11 protein-coding genes, 2 tRNA genes and 1 pseudogene are annotated in these 18409 nt (G+C 31.1%); 4 read left to right on the top strand and 10 right to left on the bottom strand.

From position 1 onward, the window contains the following. Positions 1-374 precede the first annotated feature (374 nt). Positions 375-2109: pseudogene (locus NST35_RS00150) on the top strand (IS1182 family transposase). Here NST35_RS00150 and NST35_RS00145 read toward each other — a convergent pair. Continuing rightward, a complete protein-coding gene (locus NST35_RS00145) occupies positions 2074-3399 on the bottom strand; it encodes a DUF6038 family protein (RefSeq protein ID WP_031869692.1) in 1326 nt (441 codons plus the stop codon). The pseudogene NST35_RS00150 and the gene NST35_RS00145 overlap by 36 nt on opposite strands. A gap of 251 nt (positions 3400-3650) precedes the next feature. Between NST35_RS00145 and NST35_RS00140 the strand changes: the two genes are divergently transcribed. From NST35_RS00140 to NST35_RS00130, 3 genes are read left to right on the top strand one after another with little or no spacing between them, the layout of a single operon-like run. Continuing rightward, a complete protein-coding gene (locus NST35_RS00140; RefSeq protein WP_031796873.1) occupies positions 3651-4568 on the top strand; it encodes a hypothetical protein in 918 nt (305 codons plus the stop codon). A gap of 4 nt (positions 4569-4572) precedes the next feature. Then, entirely contained in the window at positions 4573-6477 is a 1905-nt protein-coding gene (locus NST35_RS00135) for an McrB family protein (protein WP_078069838.1), read from the top strand. Then, the gene (locus NST35_RS00130; RefSeq protein ID WP_011274427.1) at positions 6461-8191 is read left to right on the top strand and encodes a DUF2357 domain-containing protein; all 1731 of its coding nucleotides are present in this window, start codon (positions 6461-6463) and stop codon (positions 8189-8191) included. The genes NST35_RS00135 and NST35_RS00130 overlap by 17 nt, the downstream gene beginning before the upstream one ends. Positions 8192-8287: 96 nt before the next feature. On the opposite strand, the gene rlmH is transcribed toward NST35_RS00130, so the two are convergent. The 9 genes from rlmH to NST35_RS00085 all read right to left on the bottom strand — a co-directional run bounded on the left by rlmH (position 8288) and on the right by NST35_RS00085 (position 18228). After that, entirely contained in the window at positions 8288-8767 is a 480-nt protein-coding gene (gene rlmH, locus NST35_RS00125; protein ID WP_002458513.1) for a 23S rRNA (pseudouridine(1915)-N(3))-methyltransferase RlmH, read from the bottom strand. A 1041-nt stretch (positions 8768-9808) separates the two neighbouring features. Beyond that, positions 9809-10609, bottom strand: coding sequence for an MBL fold metallo-hydrolase (locus tag NST35_RS00120; protein WP_002447628.1), 801 nt, complete (start codon positions 10607-10609; stop codon positions 9809-9811). 621 nt (positions 10610-11230) lie between these two features. After that, positions 11231-12022 carry a two-component system regulatory protein YycI gene (locus NST35_RS00115; protein ID WP_002447629.1) on the bottom strand — a complete coding sequence of 264 codons (792 nt, stop codon included), beginning with the start codon at positions 12020-12022 and terminating at the stop codon, positions 11231-11233. Then, positions 12023-13360 carry a YycH family regulatory protein gene (locus tag NST35_RS00110; RefSeq protein ID WP_002490391.1) on the bottom strand — a complete coding sequence of 446 codons (1338 nt, stop codon included), beginning with the start codon at positions 13358-13360 and terminating at the stop codon, positions 12023-12025. Beyond that, positions 13353-15185 carry a cell wall metabolism sensor histidine kinase WalK gene (gene walK / locus NST35_RS00105; protein ID WP_002437327.1) on the bottom strand — a complete coding sequence of 611 codons (1833 nt, stop codon included), beginning with the start codon at positions 15183-15185 and terminating at the stop codon, positions 13353-13355. The genes NST35_RS00110 and walK overlap by 8 nt, the downstream gene beginning before the upstream one ends. 12 nt (positions 15186-15197) lie before the next feature. Then, positions 15198-15899 carry a response regulator YycF gene (gene yycF / locus NST35_RS00100; protein ID WP_001831816.1) on the bottom strand — a complete coding sequence of 234 codons (702 nt, stop codon included), beginning with the start codon at positions 15897-15899 and terminating at the stop codon, positions 15198-15200. Positions 15900-16373: 474 nt separating this feature from the next. After that, positions 16374-16446, bottom strand: a tRNA-Asp gene (locus NST35_RS00095). A gap of 5 nt (positions 16447-16451) precedes the next feature. After that, positions 16452-16526: transfer RNA gene (locus NST35_RS00090), tRNA-Glu, on the bottom strand. 418 nt (positions 16527-16944) lie between these two features. Then, positions 16945-18228 (bottom strand): adenylosuccinate synthase, encoded by a 1284-nt coding sequence (locus NST35_RS00085; RefSeq protein ID WP_002455931.1) that lies wholly within the window; start codon positions 18226-18228, stop codon positions 16945-16947. Between the last annotated feature and the right edge of the window lie 181 nt (positions 18229-18409).

Genomic DNA, 18409 nt, shown 5'->3' with positions numbered 1-18409 from the left:
CTTAAAATTTGTTCAAAACGTTTTGATAAGACAATCCTAATACTAAATAGAGGTCATTGATGAAGTGGCAAAAAATTTCAAAAAAAATTCCACCAAATAAATAAGAGTCTGGGACATAAACCCTAGAGAAATAGCCAGTAAATGAGTTTTAACAAATTCATTTACTGGCTTCTTTATTTACAATACTCCGTATTGTTGGCTCGCTTTCTTAGGGGACAGCTTCAGCCTGTAGTCTTCAGCTTGTCCTGTTCCCTCAAGAGTCTCGCCAAAATACTTTGTATTTATATGTAATTTTACATTGTAATACTTTAAAAAAATAAAGCACTTTCGTATAATTTAATAAACATCACTAAACTAAATTAACGAGGTGCCTTATGTATAAAAATTATAACATGACTCAACTTACTCTACCAATGGAAACTTCAGTTCTTATCCCCACAAATGATATTTCACGACATGTAAATGATATTGTTGAAACAATTCATGACAATGAATTCGACGAATTCAGACATCACCGTGGTGCAACTTCGTACCATCCTAAAATGATGTTAAAAGTGATTCTATATGCCTACACACAATCTGTATTCTCAGGTCGTAAAATAGAAAAAATGCTTAATGATAGCATCCGAATGATGTGGCTATCACAAAATCAAAAACCTTCTTATAAAACAATTAATCGATTTAGAGTAAATCCAAAAGTAGATGCTTTATTAGAATCTTTATTTATTCAATTTTACAGTCAGTGTGTAAAACAAAATCTTATAGATGATAAAGCTATTTTTATTGATGGTACAAAAATTGAAGCAAATGCCAATCGATATACATTTGTATGGAAAAAGAGTATTCAAAACCATGAATCAAAGATGAATGAGGATTCTAAAGCCCTCTACCATGAATTGGTAACCAATAAAATCATACCGGAAATTAAAAAAGATCATGATAATGAATTAACAAAAGAAGAAATAGATTTGATTGGTAGTCACTTAGATAAAGAAATCGAAGATTTAAACCAACATATCAACAATGAAAAATGTACTAAAACAAGAAAACAAATACGTCTCAAAAGAACTAAAATCAAAAAATACAAAAAGCAAATCAATGATTATTTTGAGCGAAAGTATCGATACGAATTTCAAAAATCTATTTTAAAGGATAGAAATAGTTATTCTAAGACAGATCATGATGCGACATTTATGAGAATGAAAGAAGATCACATGAAAAATGGACAACTTAAGCCAGGGTATAATTTACAAATAGCGACAAATTCCCAATTTGTTTTATCTTATAATGTGTATCAAAATCCAACGGATACTAGAACGATGATTCCATTTTTAAATTCAATTCAAGAGACCTACGGTCATTTACCTGAATATATTGTAGCTGATGCAGGTTATGGTAGTGAATCAAATTATAAGGCAATTATAGATGACTTTAATCGAACGCCACTCATAACATATGGAATGTTTATAAAAGATAAAACTAAAAAATATAAAAGTGACATCTTTAATACTCAAAATTGGAACTATGACGAAATTAATGACGAATTCATTTGTCCGAATAATAAACGGCTAGGTTTTAAAAGATATGCCTATCGTCATGATAAGTATGGTTATAAGCGAGACTTCAAATTATATGAATGTGATGATTGTTCAGAATGTCCTCTGAAAAATCAATGTATGAACTTCAATTCAAAAACAAACAAAAAAATAATGAAGAATTATAACTGGGAATATTTTAAATCCCAAATTAACAAAAAGCTTTCAGAACCAGAAACAAAAAATATCTACAGTCAAAGAAAAATTGATGTGGAACCTGTTTTTGGATTTATGAAGGCTATTTTGGGTTTCACTCGGATGTCTGTCCGAGGACTCAATAAAGTCAAAAGAGAACTTGGTTTTGTATTAATGGCACTTAATATAAGAAAAGTAGTAGCTCAACGAGCTGAAAATAATCAAAAAATTTATAAAAAAGACAATTTCTATATTATTTCAATAGAAATTGTCTTTTTTTCACTTATCCAAGAACTTTATGTCCCGGACTCTTACCAAATATTTATTAATTTTCTACTTAACTTCAATTAGAGCTTTTCCGGTTATTCCTTCTTTTTAACAGTTGATTCTTAAATTGTTTCATTAACATTGCCATTGGGATGTTATTTTCGTATGTCTTAGTCACTTCAATTTCATTATTATATGCATTATAAAATGATTTATATTCATTAATATAGCCATTTTTCATATCATTATAATGTTCAGTCTTATTAATGTATCGGTCTATCAATGTTACAACTTGTTGCATATCATCCATAAAATATTGGAACATTTCATTGCCTATGTGTGAATGATTTTTCTGATTTAATACTGCTGCAGAATGAAAGTCTAATCGTTTACGTAACTCTAGTAAATGCTTTCTAATTTGTTCATCCTCATTAAAAAACTCAATATTGTCATTAATGACCTTTATCTTATTATCGAAGTCATATTTTTTAGATTGTTTATTTAAGTTTTCCTTTTTGTTAAGCTCTTTATTTATCATTTTCGATACATCTCTAAGGAAATAATGTTCAATATCTCTAAACTTTTGTGTTCTATGATGAGGCTTAGCGTTTCTCATCCCCCAACCATCAGCAGCCCGTTGAACTTTATTTAGTATGTTAACCAATAACCAATCTAATTGTTCATCATTATCATATATAAAGGCTTTTTCTTCATTTATATCTTCTGTTATTACATTATCAGTTAATTGATTTACGAAATAGTTAAATCTAAAATCATACTGACTTGAGTTTTCACTTGTTTGATTATGCTCAGCAATCCTTTCATTATACTTGATCTCTGCGAATGTAGAATAAATAGTTTCATGTATAGCAAGTGCAATTTTGTCACTTAATTCCACTTGTTTATCTATAGGTAATTGACTCATTACTTCAGAAGCTAATTGTAACTTATCGTTTATTTTACTGCCTGAATCAAACACCTTTTTTACATCTTGGTATGCTTTTTGTGCATGTATATGTAATCTTAATGGCTTAAATTCAATTTTATCTATATCATTTTTAATGCTTTTAATAAAATGTGCATATTGGTCAATATCGATATGCTCTATCGCATTTTTTCTTAACTTTACGTCTTCATCTGTTATTGCTTTAGGGAGCATATCATCTGTCATATTATTTAATAAGACACATAATATATCAAAAGCAATCCCATTGAAACTATAAGCCGCTCTTTCACTTTCGCCAGAATTTTTTTGAAATTTCTTCATATCAACCTTATAAATATCAACTAATTTATCAATTCGTTTCTGCAATTGAGCTTTGTTTTTAAGACCTAAAGCTTTCTCAAGATCTTTTTTTGTATATGTTTTTTGAATTCTTTCTCTAAAAGTATTTTTCGTCATAATCTCAACTTTCTATTAATTTTTTTGTAAGAGCAATATATTTATATAAATTAAAACGCTTATTATTTATTTTATACAACTGCTGTATAGGTTTTACTATTTTGATTGTATACTAATGGTTGAAAAAATGTAGATAATTTTCATTTATAGAGATATTATTAATAAAGAACATATAGAAAATTTATATCTTTGAAAGGAGTATTTGTATAATTGATTTTCTAATTACTTACTTTTAGGAAAGGAGCAAAGCAATGCAAAAATCAAAAGCTATAAAAGAATTATTTAAAATTCAAGATACTGAAGATAAATTTAAAATAATTAAAAATTATGATTTAAAAATTAAAGGCTTTTCAAATATAACTATTGATTTACTTGAACAAAATGAAAAATATATTTCCAATCAAATTGCAACTACACAAAACATTAATAAAATTACAAATATCATTAAAAGTAACATAAAAAATGAACACAACTTAGACTATTTATTATCATTTGATAAAATTTCTGAAAAATATAATAAAGATTTTAATGGTTTAATTACTATATTTGAAAATGACAAATATGGTGAATTAACTGAAAAAATTATAAGTAATTTTGTTATAGATAATTCACCAATAAAATATGAAAATTCGGATAAAAATAAAGATAAAGAATTCGTTTTAAGAAATATAATACAGTCTTTAGAATCAAAGTTACAAATTAAAGATAAAAAAATAGATGAACTACTTAAATTGAATAAAGAGGCAGAAAAAAAAATCAAAAAATACGAAGACTTAACTATAAAATTAAATGAAGCAATTAAAGTTAAAAATGACGAATTAAATGAGAAAAAAGAAGTCTTACAAAATAAAATAATCGAATTAGAGCAATTAAAAGAACAACCTTACCCAAAAGATAATAATTCCCTTCATTCTGAAAATATTAATGATACTAAAATCAATATAATTGGAGCTCCAGATTTATGGAAATTAGAAAGTACTGAAGATATATGTTTTTATAACGAAGATGAAATCGATAACTTTATAAATAATTATAATAATGAAAATTCAAAATTCTATGTGGTAAGATTCGGTGTTACTTCATACTCATCTCGAAAAATTAAAAAACAAACACACGCAATTTTTATAAATAATAAAGATGAATATATAAAAATAATAAAAGGAGAATGAAAAAATGAAAAATAATTGGGAAAAAGTTGACCTTATTGGTATTCTTGCTACAGAAGAGGAGATTAGTAAAGCTTATAATAAAGAAAATATCTTCATAAACTCTAATGATTTCATTCAATTTTATATAAAATTAATATCAACAACACCTTATGATTATCCAAATTTAGATAACAAAACTAAGTATATAGCTTGCTTTTCGACTAGTTTATATGATTCATATAAAGATGACACAAGCAAATCTCAAACTGAAAGAATAAATGACTTTTATAATTTTATACATGATAAATTTATTTGCCTAAATGTAGAACAAAAGGAAGACTACACAATTCTTAACAAATATTTTTATAATGGACATATTAAACAAATATTACCTCGACCATCAAAAATCGAGTACACGGATGTATTACACCCAGTGCCAATATTCAATAAAATTAATGCATCAAAAGATATAGATAGTTTTTTAAATGATTTATCTAAAAATTTAAAATTTAGAAACAATTTACATACATCTAAAGAACTAGATGATACTCCTGAAATAATTTTTTATGAAGATGATGATAATGACATATTCGCAATAGGAGAAATCAAATCATTTGAACTTAGTGAAGACAGTGGGATTTCATTTAATTTCGATAAAAAAATACACTTTTTCAAATTAGAAGAAGAAGATTACAAAAGTTTAATTATAAATAAAAATAATATAGCATTTATAACAACTGCCTTAATTCAAAAAATTGAAGATAAGATTTTAAAAGACACTGAGAATATTATTGAACTAGAAACTGATAAAAAGACTGAAAATGATGAACTAGAAAGAAAATTTTTAAAACACTTCATGAATAAACTTTCTAATGAAAATTTAGTTTATAGTCCAAAAGATATTTTGAATTTTCACACTGCAATGAAGACTTCAAAATTAGTTATTTTATCAGGTATGAGTGGAACAGGAAAGTCAAAATTGATTAAAGCCTATGCAAATTCTTTAGGTCTAAAAGATAATTTTAAATTTATACCGGTCAGTCCAAGTTGGTCTGAAGACTCAGACATTATTGGTTATGCAGATACATTAAATATGATTTATAGACCTGATGATCATGGTTTAATAGAAACCCTTATTCAAGCAAAACTTAATCCTGACAAATTATTTATAATTTGTTTTGATGAAATGAATTTAGCTCGTATAGAACATTACTTTTCTCAATTTTTATCTTTACTAGAATCAGATGTAGAAAATCGTAAACTACAATTATATAATAAAGAATTAGGTGGCAAATTATATAATTCCTCTAAATATAATCATGAAATTACTATTGGAAAAAATGTTAGATTTGTAGGCACTGTTAATATAGACGAATCGACTTATCATTTTTCAAATAAAGTACTAGATAGAGCAGATTTAATCACTTTAGAAGTAATGCCCTTTAAACAGTTAGTTGAAATTACTAACATTGAAAAAATCAAAACGACAGAAGGTATTTCCTTCGAACAAGAATATATTAAAAGTTTCTTTAAAAATAGTAAAACTATTGATCTAGATAATGATACTATTGATTTCTTACAAGAAATGCACAATACTTTATTAAATATAAACAATCAATCTGGTATAGGACCTAGAGTCATAAAACATATTGATTATTACTTAAAAAACATTCCTAATTATGAAGGAATTTTAAGTTATGGAGAAGGTTTAGACTTTCAGGTTATCCAGAGAATTTTATCAAAAATCAGAGGTTCAAGAGAAGAACTTGAATTATTAATAGGTTCATATAATCCTAATAATAATTCAGTAACTTCTTCTAATTTATTAGCATTGATGGATAAATATAAAAATATCTCTGATTTCACAAATTCTAAAAAGGTAATTTTAAATAAATCTAAGGAGTTATATTTAAATGGATTTACATTCTAACTTAGATATAATTGTTAGTAATGGAAACCGAGAAAATGTTTTTAATATTGTATTCAAAGAATCAATAAAAGATATAAATTTTGAAAAAGACGTATTATCCTTTAAAGAATATCACTCTATGAAGTTTCGCCATACATCTACTAATTATAATGAAAAACTATATTTCAATGGTTTTGATATTATCGTAGATGATGTGTTAAAAATTGATGAAAAGGGAGAAAGTTATCTTTCAAACGCTACACTAGATATAATTAATTACACTAGTACTAATGATCAAAATGTACTAGTTCCTGGTTATTATTTATTAACTTTGGTCAATGAAAAAACTGAGTATGCAATTATTAAAATAGTTCCCAAAGATTTTACTGAGGAAGAATGGAAATATTTATACGAAGACGTAAATAATTACTTAAATGGTTTAGCAAATTCATTTATCAATAAAAATAACGTTAAAGTTATTCAAAGTAAAAAAGATAATAATTTACACAACAAAATTAATTTCATTAATAAATACTATATAAAAATTATTAATTCTATAAATCAATTAATAGCAAACCCTAGACTAACAATTCAAAAAAAACATCATTGGGCATCTAAAAATACACAACCACCTGTCGATAAAAATACTTTTAAATATTCATCTAAATATCCAAATAAAAAACAATACTTGTACACTTATAAAAGACTTGTTAATTTTAACATTCCAGAAAATATGTGGTTGAAATTTGTAGTAGAGTTTTTATTAAAAGAAATAAATTCAATTGATAAAGAAATTATTTTAAAAATTAAAAATGAGACATCTAAATGCAATTTGCAATATAGTAATGAAATTAAAAAAAACAAAATTACTAAGTACAATTTAAAGCAATCTAAAAAAAATATAAATATAATTAAAAATTTAATAATAAAATTAAGAAGTACTGAATGGTATAATCAAGTTTCTTATAAAAACAATATAATACCAACTCAGTCTTCTCTTATGAATAAAAATTATAATTTATTATATACATGGTATGTAGAATTTAATAAAAGCAATTTTGATTTCATTTTTTCAGATCAAGTATTAAATTCATGGAAGAAAACAGATGAATTATATGAAATCTGGTGTTATATCAATATAATTGAAATATTAAAAAGTAGTGGCTTTATTCCTGTAAAAGGTTGGATTTTTAACGGTGACATCCAAAATGATCTCGATGAAGGTACTTATGTAACTATGAAAAAAGCAGAAATCACTTTAAATATCCATTATAATGCACTACTTAAATATAAAAGTTCTGAAACTGATTTAATAAATCCACTTTATACTGCGAACAAAAAAAATAAACCTGATATTAGAATTGATATTTTTGTAGAGGATATATATTTAAAAAGTATACCCATAGATGCTAAGTACAGAAAACTGAAAAATATAACCAATGATAAAAAGGGTTCTCTTAAACAATTACTTGCTTACAGAGATTCTCCAAGATCTTTATTACATTTAGCAGGTGCTAAACATATTAGAAAAAATAACCATACGGTTATTACAAAGGTTATTATTTTATACCCTAAAGACACTAGTTCTACCTCTAAAACTGATATTTTATCTGTTGAACATGGTTTGCTATTCTATGAATTTGGACCTAATTATATAGATACTTCATTGAAAACCACATTGAATGAAGAAATTAATGAAGCATTTGAAATTTATAATGATATTTATAAAAACTAAAATTTACAGTATTAAATTTTAGCGCCACAATCTTAACATGAGATTGTGGCTTTTTATCAATAAATATTTCCGTTTTTCACAACCTATTTTTTAGTTTTATTTGTGATACGCTTCGCCTCTCATGATCTTAAATGCGCGATAAATTTGTTCAATCAATATGACGCGCATCATTTGGTGTGGGAAGGTCATATTGCTGAATGATAAAGCATAGTTGCTGCGTTGTAAGACGTCTTGGTGTAGACCATTGGAGCCACCTATGACAAATGTAAAGTCGCTTTGACCTTGTGTCATGCGTGTTTGTAGTTCTTTAGCTAGTCCTTCTGAAGACAACATTTTCCCTTTGATTTCCAACGTGATTACTGTAGATTGGGGTTTAATCTTATTAAGTAGGCGTTGGCCTTCTTTTTCTTTGACTTGTTCGATTTCTTTGTCGCTCATGTTTTCAGGTGCTTTTTCATCTGGTACTTCTATTAATTCGATTTTCGTGTAAGGTCCTAATCTTTTTTCATATTCTGCAATGGCTTGCTTCCAATATTTTTCTTTTAGTTTTCCAACTGATAAAATAGTAATTTTCATTTTATCCTCCAAAAGCACATAATTTATCCGAGTTATCCACAAGTTATACACTTGTGCACACGTTTCCCTCTTAGTATAACAATTGAATTAACATTTTCTTAGTGTTTTTTAAGAATTATACACAGATTTAAAGAAATATCTTGTGAATTTGTGGATAAGTCTGTGAATAATGTGGGTATTTATGTGTGCATTGTACACATTTCTGGATAACTGTTGCCTAATCAGTGGATAACTTTACGGTCGTCTTAACGTTATTTTTACAATTATTCCCTATATTTCAGACCTTTTAGACTCACTTACTACATATATCATCATTGATATCCTAGTTTTCCACACGCATCTTTTTAACCCTAAATTAATATCATCATTATCTTTATGTAAGTGAGCTATCATTTAACAGTATATATATCACCCCTACCTGAGTCTCATCAATCATCACTACGACATTCAATCAAATATGTGAGTAATTTGCTTTCACCTCAATTAAGCATGTGATCAATTAAATGAATTCATATTAACTATGATGATATTGACTTGATAAAGTCTCATATGTCATTGCTTTGTGTTACAAAATAACGGTGAAAGCATTGGTAGATCATTTATTGCGTTGAATCATACATGTTTTGAACATAAAAACTCACTTTTATATTAAATAGTATAACCACTAACTATAAATACAATATATTTAAATATTATTTAAATGTCAATTTTTATTTTGTTACAATTTATAAATGTTTTTAAATTGTAACTTTATATTTAAGCTTTTATGAGAGTCTTAATATTTTATTTATTCATATTTTTACAACATTACTTTTTTATCAATTAGGAAATGTAATATAAATCACAAAGCGTGTAAGACATCGCTTGCCCTCGAACGTGATACATTTTCATTTTATTAAAAAATTGCTAAATCAATCGTTCATGCACTAGCCCATTTAAACTAACACGTAATCATTCCCTGCACTTCTCCTGACCACTTTTAAAAAAATAACCTACTTAAGCGCAATACTTAAGTAGGTCGTTTGTCTTACCTCTATTCAATTATAGTGTATAAATCGGTGTGGCTTGCGCTTTATCGGTATCGCAGAGCAACACTTCTTTCTCTGTATCGATATCGTGTTCGTTGAGCACTTGTCCAACACTCATGCGTGCGAGGTCTTTCATATTATTATCTTGTGATAAATGAGAGAGGTATATACGTTTCGTATTACCTGTAATGACATCACTCATCGCAAGGCCTGCGTCTTCATTGGATACGTGACCCATATCACTTAAAATACGTTGTTTCGTCTTCCATGGATAACGACACATGCGTAACATATCGACGTCGTGATTACTTTCAAACATAAAGACATCACTACCTTGAATCATACCTTTCATACGATCTGAAACGTAACCAGTGTCAGTTATCATCGTAAATTTCTTATAGTTATTGTGGAAGATGTAGAATTGTGGATCAATCGCATCATGTGACACGTTAAATGATTCTATATCGAATCCTGCAAGAGATTTCGTTTCATATGGATTAAAGATAAATTTCTGATCCATTGGAATGCGACTATCTTTCTTCTCTATCGCTTTCCATGTATTCTCATTCGCGTAAATCGGAAGTTTATATTTACGTGCTAAGACACCAAGACCTTTAATATGGTCGATGTGTTCATGTGTCACTAATATTCCGTTTAAATCCTTAATGTTTCTGTCGATTTGACTGAAAAGTTCTTCCATCTTCTTGCCAGTTAAACCTACATCGACGAGTAGGCTACCTTTCTCACTTTCTACGTAAGTGGCGTTACCTGTACTACCACTTGCTAATACACTCATACGTATCAAGCGACTCATCCTTTCTCATATGTACCATAGTTATTTGTTTATAGGGCTGCGGGGGAACTCGAGTGTCTTACGCTTTATTGAGTTACTTCGACTAAGTTGGGTTTCACTCAATGTTGATTTTTTATCCTAAATTGCGTAGATATTTTAAAGTTTCGACATTCTTTAATACAGTTATTCAAATATCGAAACGTCACGTCCTCTAAATTTCCTTTATATTATACTATATCAATTTTACAAGTTGAGTTCCAATAGTCCGTTTATCGAAGACAGTCATTCACCTCTTAAAACGACACACCGCTTCATAACAACGTCGATATTGAGCCTAGCATTGCATCCTCTTAAACTATCTAACATATCGACCAACATCATTTTTGATTTCCACCCTATTTAATTACTCAATCACTTTCAATACGTAAAAAAGCCTGAGATCACTCATCGTGTCTCAAGCTTAGTTTATATCATCATATATAGCTTCATAATCAATCCGTGACTCATCACATGTCGTTGGTTCGACAAATGACTTCTAACATAAGTACGCCAAAGCTTGCTCTAGACAATACAAATTAACGTAGCCTTCTATTCTATAGCTTCGCGGTTTCATTCAAACGTCACGCCACCCATCAATAATCTCTAATAATCAATCACTTTCGGATTATGATTTGTAGCTTCTACATAATAGGTTTGAACTTCATCCTTGCCTTTATGTTTTACTTTAATTTCCCAGTTCGGTTGGAGTAATTGAACGTTTGTTTCCTTTACCACTGAATAATAGCCTAAGCGTGCGTCTAGCACTTGATCATTTTGCTTTAGATATCTATTGTAATAAAGGGCTTCAATAGCTTTACGCGGCGTGATAACTTGCTTCTTCGTGCTATTTGAACCTTTAGCTACTTGTATATCATCCATCGCTGTCTGTTTATAGCTTGTCGCCTTACCATCGCTCAAATTAAACGTTAAGCGTGCTTTACTATTATTCATAATTGGATAATCTTTATACGTTTGTTCGTAAGTAACTTTATCTTTAGTTAAATCACTTAATTGATACTCTTTACCGTTAAAGATTTTCTTTGCAATGTATTCTTTGATATCTTGTAAGTTCTTATCACTCACTTGAACGCCTTTATCAATATCTCCTTCAAGTGTTTTATCGGAATCAGATGTTTGCATGCTTGAATGATCTTTCGCATAACTTGAGAAATTCTTTGAACGGGCAGTAATTTGTTCAAGTTCAGTATCTTTAACATTTTGATTCAAGACATCCTTGGGCACGTCAATTTCTTCTTGTTGAAAATTGACCTCGTTTACCTTTTCCGAGTCATTAACTTGTGATTTATTCACTTTATCAATATAAACGATGACTAAAAAGATGTTCACAAGAATAAAAACGAAAATGAAAAGTGTTTTCGTGAGTTTCCAGTTCATTTATTCAAGCCTCCCATCTTTATAGGCATACCAATTGCCATCGTATTCTACAAACCAACGTGGTATTAATTCACAGTTACGTTGAACTTCAATATCTTCGTTATTTGCCTTGTCGTCCATATCATAACCAATCGCAATGTTCGTTACCTTTTCAAAATCAATATCAGGATGGTTGGCTAATGCAGAACGCACGGACTCAACAGTGGGGACGGATTTAGATTCTTCACTGTTCAGTGTGACGTCCGTCTTAAGTAGCGAACGTTGATAATCGTAAACGCCTTTATCCCCCCATGTGACTTGGATTTCATTGAAGTTGTGTTTATTAAACGTTGGGTGACCGTTGAGGAATCGTTGATATGTGAGTTTCCCCGTTCTATTATCTGTTTTAAATAGGCGATAATCTTCATTTAAGAAGCCACCATGACTATTTATAAACTCGTATGTGCCTGGGATGGTTTCTTGCATGTTGCTTGAACTTTTCGCGTCTTCAGATAAATTCTTATAATGATACATTTCATCTTTATCATTGTAGTTGGCGACACCAGTATTGTTGTTGTATGTTGTCGTACCACTTTGAGAGCTACGAACAATCGTTGAATCATCAAATAGTATTGAGTTCATGCGTTCAACACTGATCGTATTGAAGACCATGCGATACGTCTTTAAGTCTTTCGGTTTGCTTGGTGCAAACACGTGTGTTGCTTTGTCGATTGTATCTTTATTCGTGATGATTTCCGTATAGGGCTGCATGTCAGGTTCGATACTTTTAAAAGCTTTGTCAACATTATTCCCTTTCATCGTTGTCTTAAGTTTAACTACTTCATGACGGTCTTTACTAATCGCATATAGTACGACGTGGTTATTATGATCTTGATCGATGAGGAGGCGATCAAAATTAAAGTTATTCGGCACTTTCGCATCGATAACGAGTACTTGACTTAAATATGTTGAAAGTGGCAAATCATAAGTGAAATCTAGGACGATAAAGTCGTTGCTTAGTTCAGGTATAACAAGGTTATGTTCCCTTTTCAGATGTGATACAGATTTAACTTCTTGATTTTTTAAAGGTTGAATTATCTTGTCTAAGACTGCACCTGATGCCACTGTTCCTTGAGATTTTTCATCTCTAGAATGCACGATTTGAAATGGTGTAATCGTTCCTTCCATTTCTGCAGTCATTGGTTTAGTAAGTGGTTTAGGCTTATCACTTTTACTATTATCCGTGTTATCAATATTTGAAAGGTCTGGAGAAAAGTTCCAGACCATGTATGTCAAAACGATACTCATCAAGACGAGTAGGACTAAAATAATTGATTTAGTATGTTCTTTGTTATTCATCCCAATCACCGTCTTCAATGATTTCGCAAGGAAGTGTAATAAAGATTGACGTACCTTGTCCTTCTACACTGTTAGCCCAAATTCGACCGTTATGTGCTTCGACAATCTCTTTGGAAATAGCTAGACCTAGTCCTGTACCACCCATCTTACGTGTACGTGCTTTATCTACACGATAGAATCTATCAAATATTTTATCTACCTTGTTAATCGGTATTCCAATACCATTATCTTTAATACGAATCGTCATTCGATTGTAAAGTGCATTTTGTTTCACATGAAACTCAACACGTTTCTCGCCACGTGAATATTTCATTGCATTGGTAATGACATTATCAAATACTTGTGTCATCTTGTCTGGATCGATTTCAGCAAAGATGGTTTGCTGCGGAATTTCGCGCACGAATGTCGTATCTTTCGCTGCCATTTCATGACGGTTAATAATTTTGTTGATAAACATGTTGAAGTCGATAATTTCTTTCGTAATTTGATCTGATTCATTATCCATTTTAGATAATTGAAGTAAATCATTCACTAAACGAATCATACGTTCAGTCTCTTCGCGTGTGACAGATAGGAATGATGGTGCCAGTTCTTTATCTTGCCAAGCACCTTCTTCAAGTGCTTCGATATAGCTATTCATCGATGTCAGTGGTGTACGTAATTCATGTGAAACATTCGCAACGAATTCGCGACGTTCACGTTCGACTTGTTGTTGTTCTGTGACATCATGTAGTACGGCAATGTAACCTGTCACGAAACCTGTTTCTTGTACAATCGTACTAAAGTTTACGCGTGCAATAATGCCTTCTTCTTCGTTAATATCTAACAAGAAGGAATCACTATTTTCTTGAATTTCTTCTAATGAGAATTCATTTTCTAAGTTAAGGACACCAAGCATGTAGTAGCCGATGACATCTTCTTTCGCGAGACCGAGCATTTTCAGCGCCATGTCGTTTGCAATACGTACACGTCCACGACGATCTGTCGCAAGAATACCATCGCTCATATGTGTGATAACAGAATCTAGACGACGTTTCTCACTTTCTGTATTCGCTTGTGCTTCTTGGACACGTTTCGATAAGTTATTGAAGGCAAGCGCGAGCTCACCGATTTCATCATTACCGTATATCTTCACTCGTTGCGTGTAGTTACCTTTAGACATCTCAACGGTTTGGTTACGCATATCGGTTATCGGCTTAGTAATCGTTCGTGCAATGAAGAATCCTAGTATCACTGTAATAAATAGTGATATCGCTGTCCCTACGATGAATATCTGATTAATGTTGTTCAGCTGATTGTATACATCATTAATTTTCGATTCTATGTATATATCACCGATTGTTTGTTTATCGACTTTAACCGGTATATTATATACCCAAACACGCTCTTTACCACTTCCGTAATCCTTAAGAACCATATGATCATTCGTTTGCCCTAAGGAGAGCGCCTTTTGAACTGAACCGTCGTTAACCTTTTGATTGATAAGACCACGGTTAGACTGCTTAGTTGTTGCCATGATGATTTGGTCTTTATCAATAAAGCGTATTTCTCCTATTTCTTGGCGATTCGCATATTCATTCAAAAGGTCTTGGATATCCTTTTGAGCGTTGACTGAACCTTTATCTTTATCTTTATAAACCTTTTCAATATTGACGTCTAATTGCTTCGCATATTGTGTTATGTTCTTCTTGAAGTTATCGAGTAATTCCTTTTCTAAACTATTCGTAAAATACAAACCGATGATTTGCATACCAATAATAATGAGTAGTACATAAACAATAACGAGTTTCGTGTGAAGGGATTGTAGTTGTTTAAGCCACTTCATAAGACGCTCCCTCTAATCATGTTGTTGGAGGAAGTATCCAACGCCTCTACGTGTCACAATGTATTCTGGATGAGATGGATCATCTTCAATTTTTTCTCTTAAACGGCGAATTGTTACGTCCACAGTACGAACATCACCGAAATAATCGTAACCCCACACTGTTTGTAGTAAGTGTTCACGTGTCATGACTTGACCCATATGTTTAGAAAGATAATGGAACAGCTCGAATTCACGATGTGTTAATTCAATGTCTTCTCCACGTTTTTTAATTGAATATGCATCTGGATAAATCACAATATCTTTAATTGTAATTTCATTTGTCGCACCACTTACTTCTTGAGCTGGTTGTGAATAATGACGGCGTAAGTTCGCTTTCACACGTGCGATGAGTTCACGAGTACTAAATGGTTTAGTTACATAATCATCTGCACCTAATTCAAGACCTAAAACTTTATCAATTTCAGAATCTTTCGCTGTCAGCATGATAATTGGCATTTCATACTTTTTACGCACTTCACGACACACTTCCATACCATCTCTACCAGGTAACATGATATCAAGTAAGACGATATCTGGTTCTTCTTCATAGATTAAATCTACTGCGTCATTACCGTCATAAGCGCAATATACGTCGTAACCTTCTTTTTTTAAATTAAATTCTAAAATATCAGCAATTGGTTTTTCATCGTCAACTACAACAACTTTTCTAGCCATATATTATAAACCTCTTTTCTCAAAGTGTAGTTCTTCCGTTCGTTTACATTGCTAATGTTATATCAAATTTTCGAAGTGCTTCATTATTATTCTGTTCTCTATATAACATATAGCTACCTATTATATAATTTACCATTTATGAACGGTTAATTCTATTTTAGTATTTAAAATTATAGAATAATATTATTTATAATTTTACCATTGAAATACAGTTCCGCAAAATAAGTTAGACTTTTGCAATATGCTTGACGCTTTTGTTTAGCTTTATCATCATATTTTATCGTTTTCGTATATGTAAAAGTGCAGTAATGACAGTGTTTGTAATGATAGAAATATAAGCATGTATAGGATTATTAAGTTTTCATTGCATGTTAAAAAAGTAGGTAGTGTGAATCAGAAAGATTAATAAAGTGAAGGTACATTGTTGTACGTAAAAAAGCATAAAAAAATGCCTACCCTATTGGGTAGGCAATACGGTCCCGACGGGAATCGAACCCGCGATCTCCTGCGTGACAGGCAGGCGTGTTAACCGCTACACTACGGGACCTAGAATGGTGACTCCTACGGGACTCGAACCCGTGTTACCGCCGTGAAAGGGCGGTGTCTTAACCGCTTGACCAAGGAGCCGTTCTTAAGCACAAGATAGATTATAGCATAGCTCTACTTTTGATGACAAGATATTTTTTACATAAATTTAATAATATTTTTGTTTCGTTAATCAACCAACACAATCATGCTATGAAGCTTACTGTGGAGAAGAATAAAACCATTGATTTCATTCAAAACTCATTTCAAATTGCTGTTTTAAAATAAAACTGGAGTAGGACAAAAGGAGATTGAAAGTCATTAATCTACTCCAAAATAAATAACAAGCGACCATTATGTTGTGGCCGCCTGTTTAAAGATGATTCACTGCAAATATTGATAGATATGAATTAGAAAGCTTTTTTACTTTCATGCATATAGCAAGCACTAAGACTAATGTTAATCATTTCGCTCATTGCTCTAATTAAACAAAGCTCACATGCTTTCTTGACGTTTTATTCTACCAAAGTTGCTCTAATAAATTCGTTTGTTCGCGGTCTGGACCTACTGAGAAGATTGAAATATGGACACCGCATAATTCTGAAATACGCTCTAAGTAATTACGTGCATTCTCAGGGAGTTCATCTAAACTACGGCAACCTGTAATATCTTCAGTCCAACCTGGAAGCTCTTCGAAGATAGGTTTACAACGTCTTAATTGATCTAAGTTTGCTGGGTATTCAGTAATTTTTTCACCATCTAATTCGTAAGCAGTACAAATTTTAACTGTGTCTAATCCTGTTAAGACGTCGATTGAGTTAATTGAAAGATCTGTGATACCACTTACACGACGTGAATGACGTAATACAACTGAGTCAAACCAACCTACACGACGTGGACGTCCAGTAGTTGTACCATATTCACGACCCACTTCTCTAATATGATGGCCATCTTCATCAAAGAGTTCAGTTGGGAATGGACCGTCACCCACACGAGATGTATATGATTTACATACACCAATCACTTTAGACACTGATGTTGGGCCAACACCTGTACCTACTGTAACGTTACCTGCAACTGGATTACTAGATGTAACGAATGGGTATGTACCATGGTCGATATCTAACATGACACCTTGTGCGCCTTCGAATAATACCTTTTCATCAGCCACATTTGCATCGTCTAAAATTTTAGCTGTGTCTGTCACATAGTCTTTTAAACGTTGACCTGCAGCATAATATTCGTCAAAGATTTCATCGAATGTTGGACAAGTTTCATTAAACATGCCTTTAAAGTATGCGTTTTTATATTCAATATTTTCTTTGAGTCGGCGTTCGAATGTTTCCTTTTCTAATAAGTCTGCCATGCGAATACCGATACGTTGTGCTTTATCTACGTATGCTGGGCCGATACCTTTTTTCGTTGTACCGATTTTATTATCGCCACGACGACGTTCTTCATATTCGTCTTGAGCTAGGTGATAAGGTAAAATGACTTGTGCGCGATTTGAGATACGTAGGTTGTCAGTTGAAATGCCACGTTCATTTAACCCATCTAATTCTTTTAATAATGCGACTGGATCTACAACTACACCGTTACCGATTACAGCTAATTTATCTTTATAAAAGATACCTGATGGTACTAAGTGTAATTTGTAAGTTTCTCCACCAAATTGAATCGTATGTCCCGCATTGTTACCACCAGAAAATCTAGCAATTACGTCTGCTTGCTCTGCTAAAAAGTCTGTTATTTTACCTTTACCTTCGTCTCCCCATTGTGTCCCAACTACTACGATTGATGACATATGAGCACCTCCAAGTTTTTCTCGTTTAACCACTAGGTATTTTACCAATATGATTTTGAATTTGCAAATAAAAATCGAACATTAATCAGCGTTCGATAACGCATCATCTTTCAGTATATTTTCTGTGTAAAATCACTTCTAAACGTTTCTATGACAGTTGTTCAAAGGATGTCTAAGTAAA

The sequence above is a fragment of the Staphylococcus sp. FSL W8-0304 genome (assembly GCF_038006565.1).
GTDB classification, from domain to species: Bacteria; Bacillota; Bacilli; order Staphylococcales; family Staphylococcaceae; genus Staphylococcus; species Staphylococcus epidermidis.
This window is presented reverse-complemented; position numbering and strand designations above follow the sequence as displayed.

Excerpts from the sequence above, each read along its gene's own strand:
- NST35_RS00110 (WP_002490391.1), bottom strand. The coding sequence starts at position 13,360 with ATGAATAACAAAGAACATACTAAATCAATTATTTTAGTCCTACTCGTC.
- NST35_RS00085 (WP_002455931.1), bottom strand. The coding sequence starts at position 18,228 with ATGTCATCAATCGTAGTAGTTGGGACACAATGGGGAGACGAAGGTAAA.
- NST35_RS00120 (WP_002447628.1), bottom strand. The coding sequence starts at position 10,609 with ATGAGTCGCTTGATACGTATGAGTGTATTAGCAAGTGGTAGTACAGGT.
- NST35_RS00140 (WP_031796873.1), top strand. The coding sequence starts at position 3,651 with ATGCAAAAATCAAAAGCTATAAAAGAATTATTTAAAATTCAAGATACT.
- walK (WP_002437327.1), bottom strand. The coding sequence starts at position 15,185 with ATGAAGTGGCTTAAACAACTACAATCCCTTCACACGAAACTCGTTATT.
- NST35_RS00135 (WP_078069838.1), top strand. The coding sequence starts at position 4,573 with ATGAAAAATAATTGGGAAAAAGTTGACCTTATTGGTATTCTTGCTACA.
- NST35_RS00115 (WP_002447629.1), bottom strand. The coding sequence starts at position 12,022 with ATGAACTGGAAACTCACGAAAACACTTTTCATTTTCGTTTTTATTCTT.
- NST35_RS00145 (WP_031869692.1), bottom strand. The coding sequence starts at position 3,399 with ATGACGAAAAATACTTTTAGAGAAAGAATTCAAAAAACATATACAAAA.
- yycF (WP_001831816.1), bottom strand. The coding sequence starts at position 15,899 with ATGGCTAGAAAAGTTGTTGTAGTTGACGATGAAAAACCAATTGCTGAT.
- rlmH (WP_002458513.1), bottom strand. The coding sequence starts at position 8,767 with ATGAAAATTACTATTTTATCAGTTGGAAAACTAAAAGAAAAATATTGG.
- NST35_RS00130 (WP_011274427.1), top strand. The coding sequence starts at position 6,461 with ATGGATTTACATTCTAACTTAGATATAATTGTTAGTAATGGAAACCGA.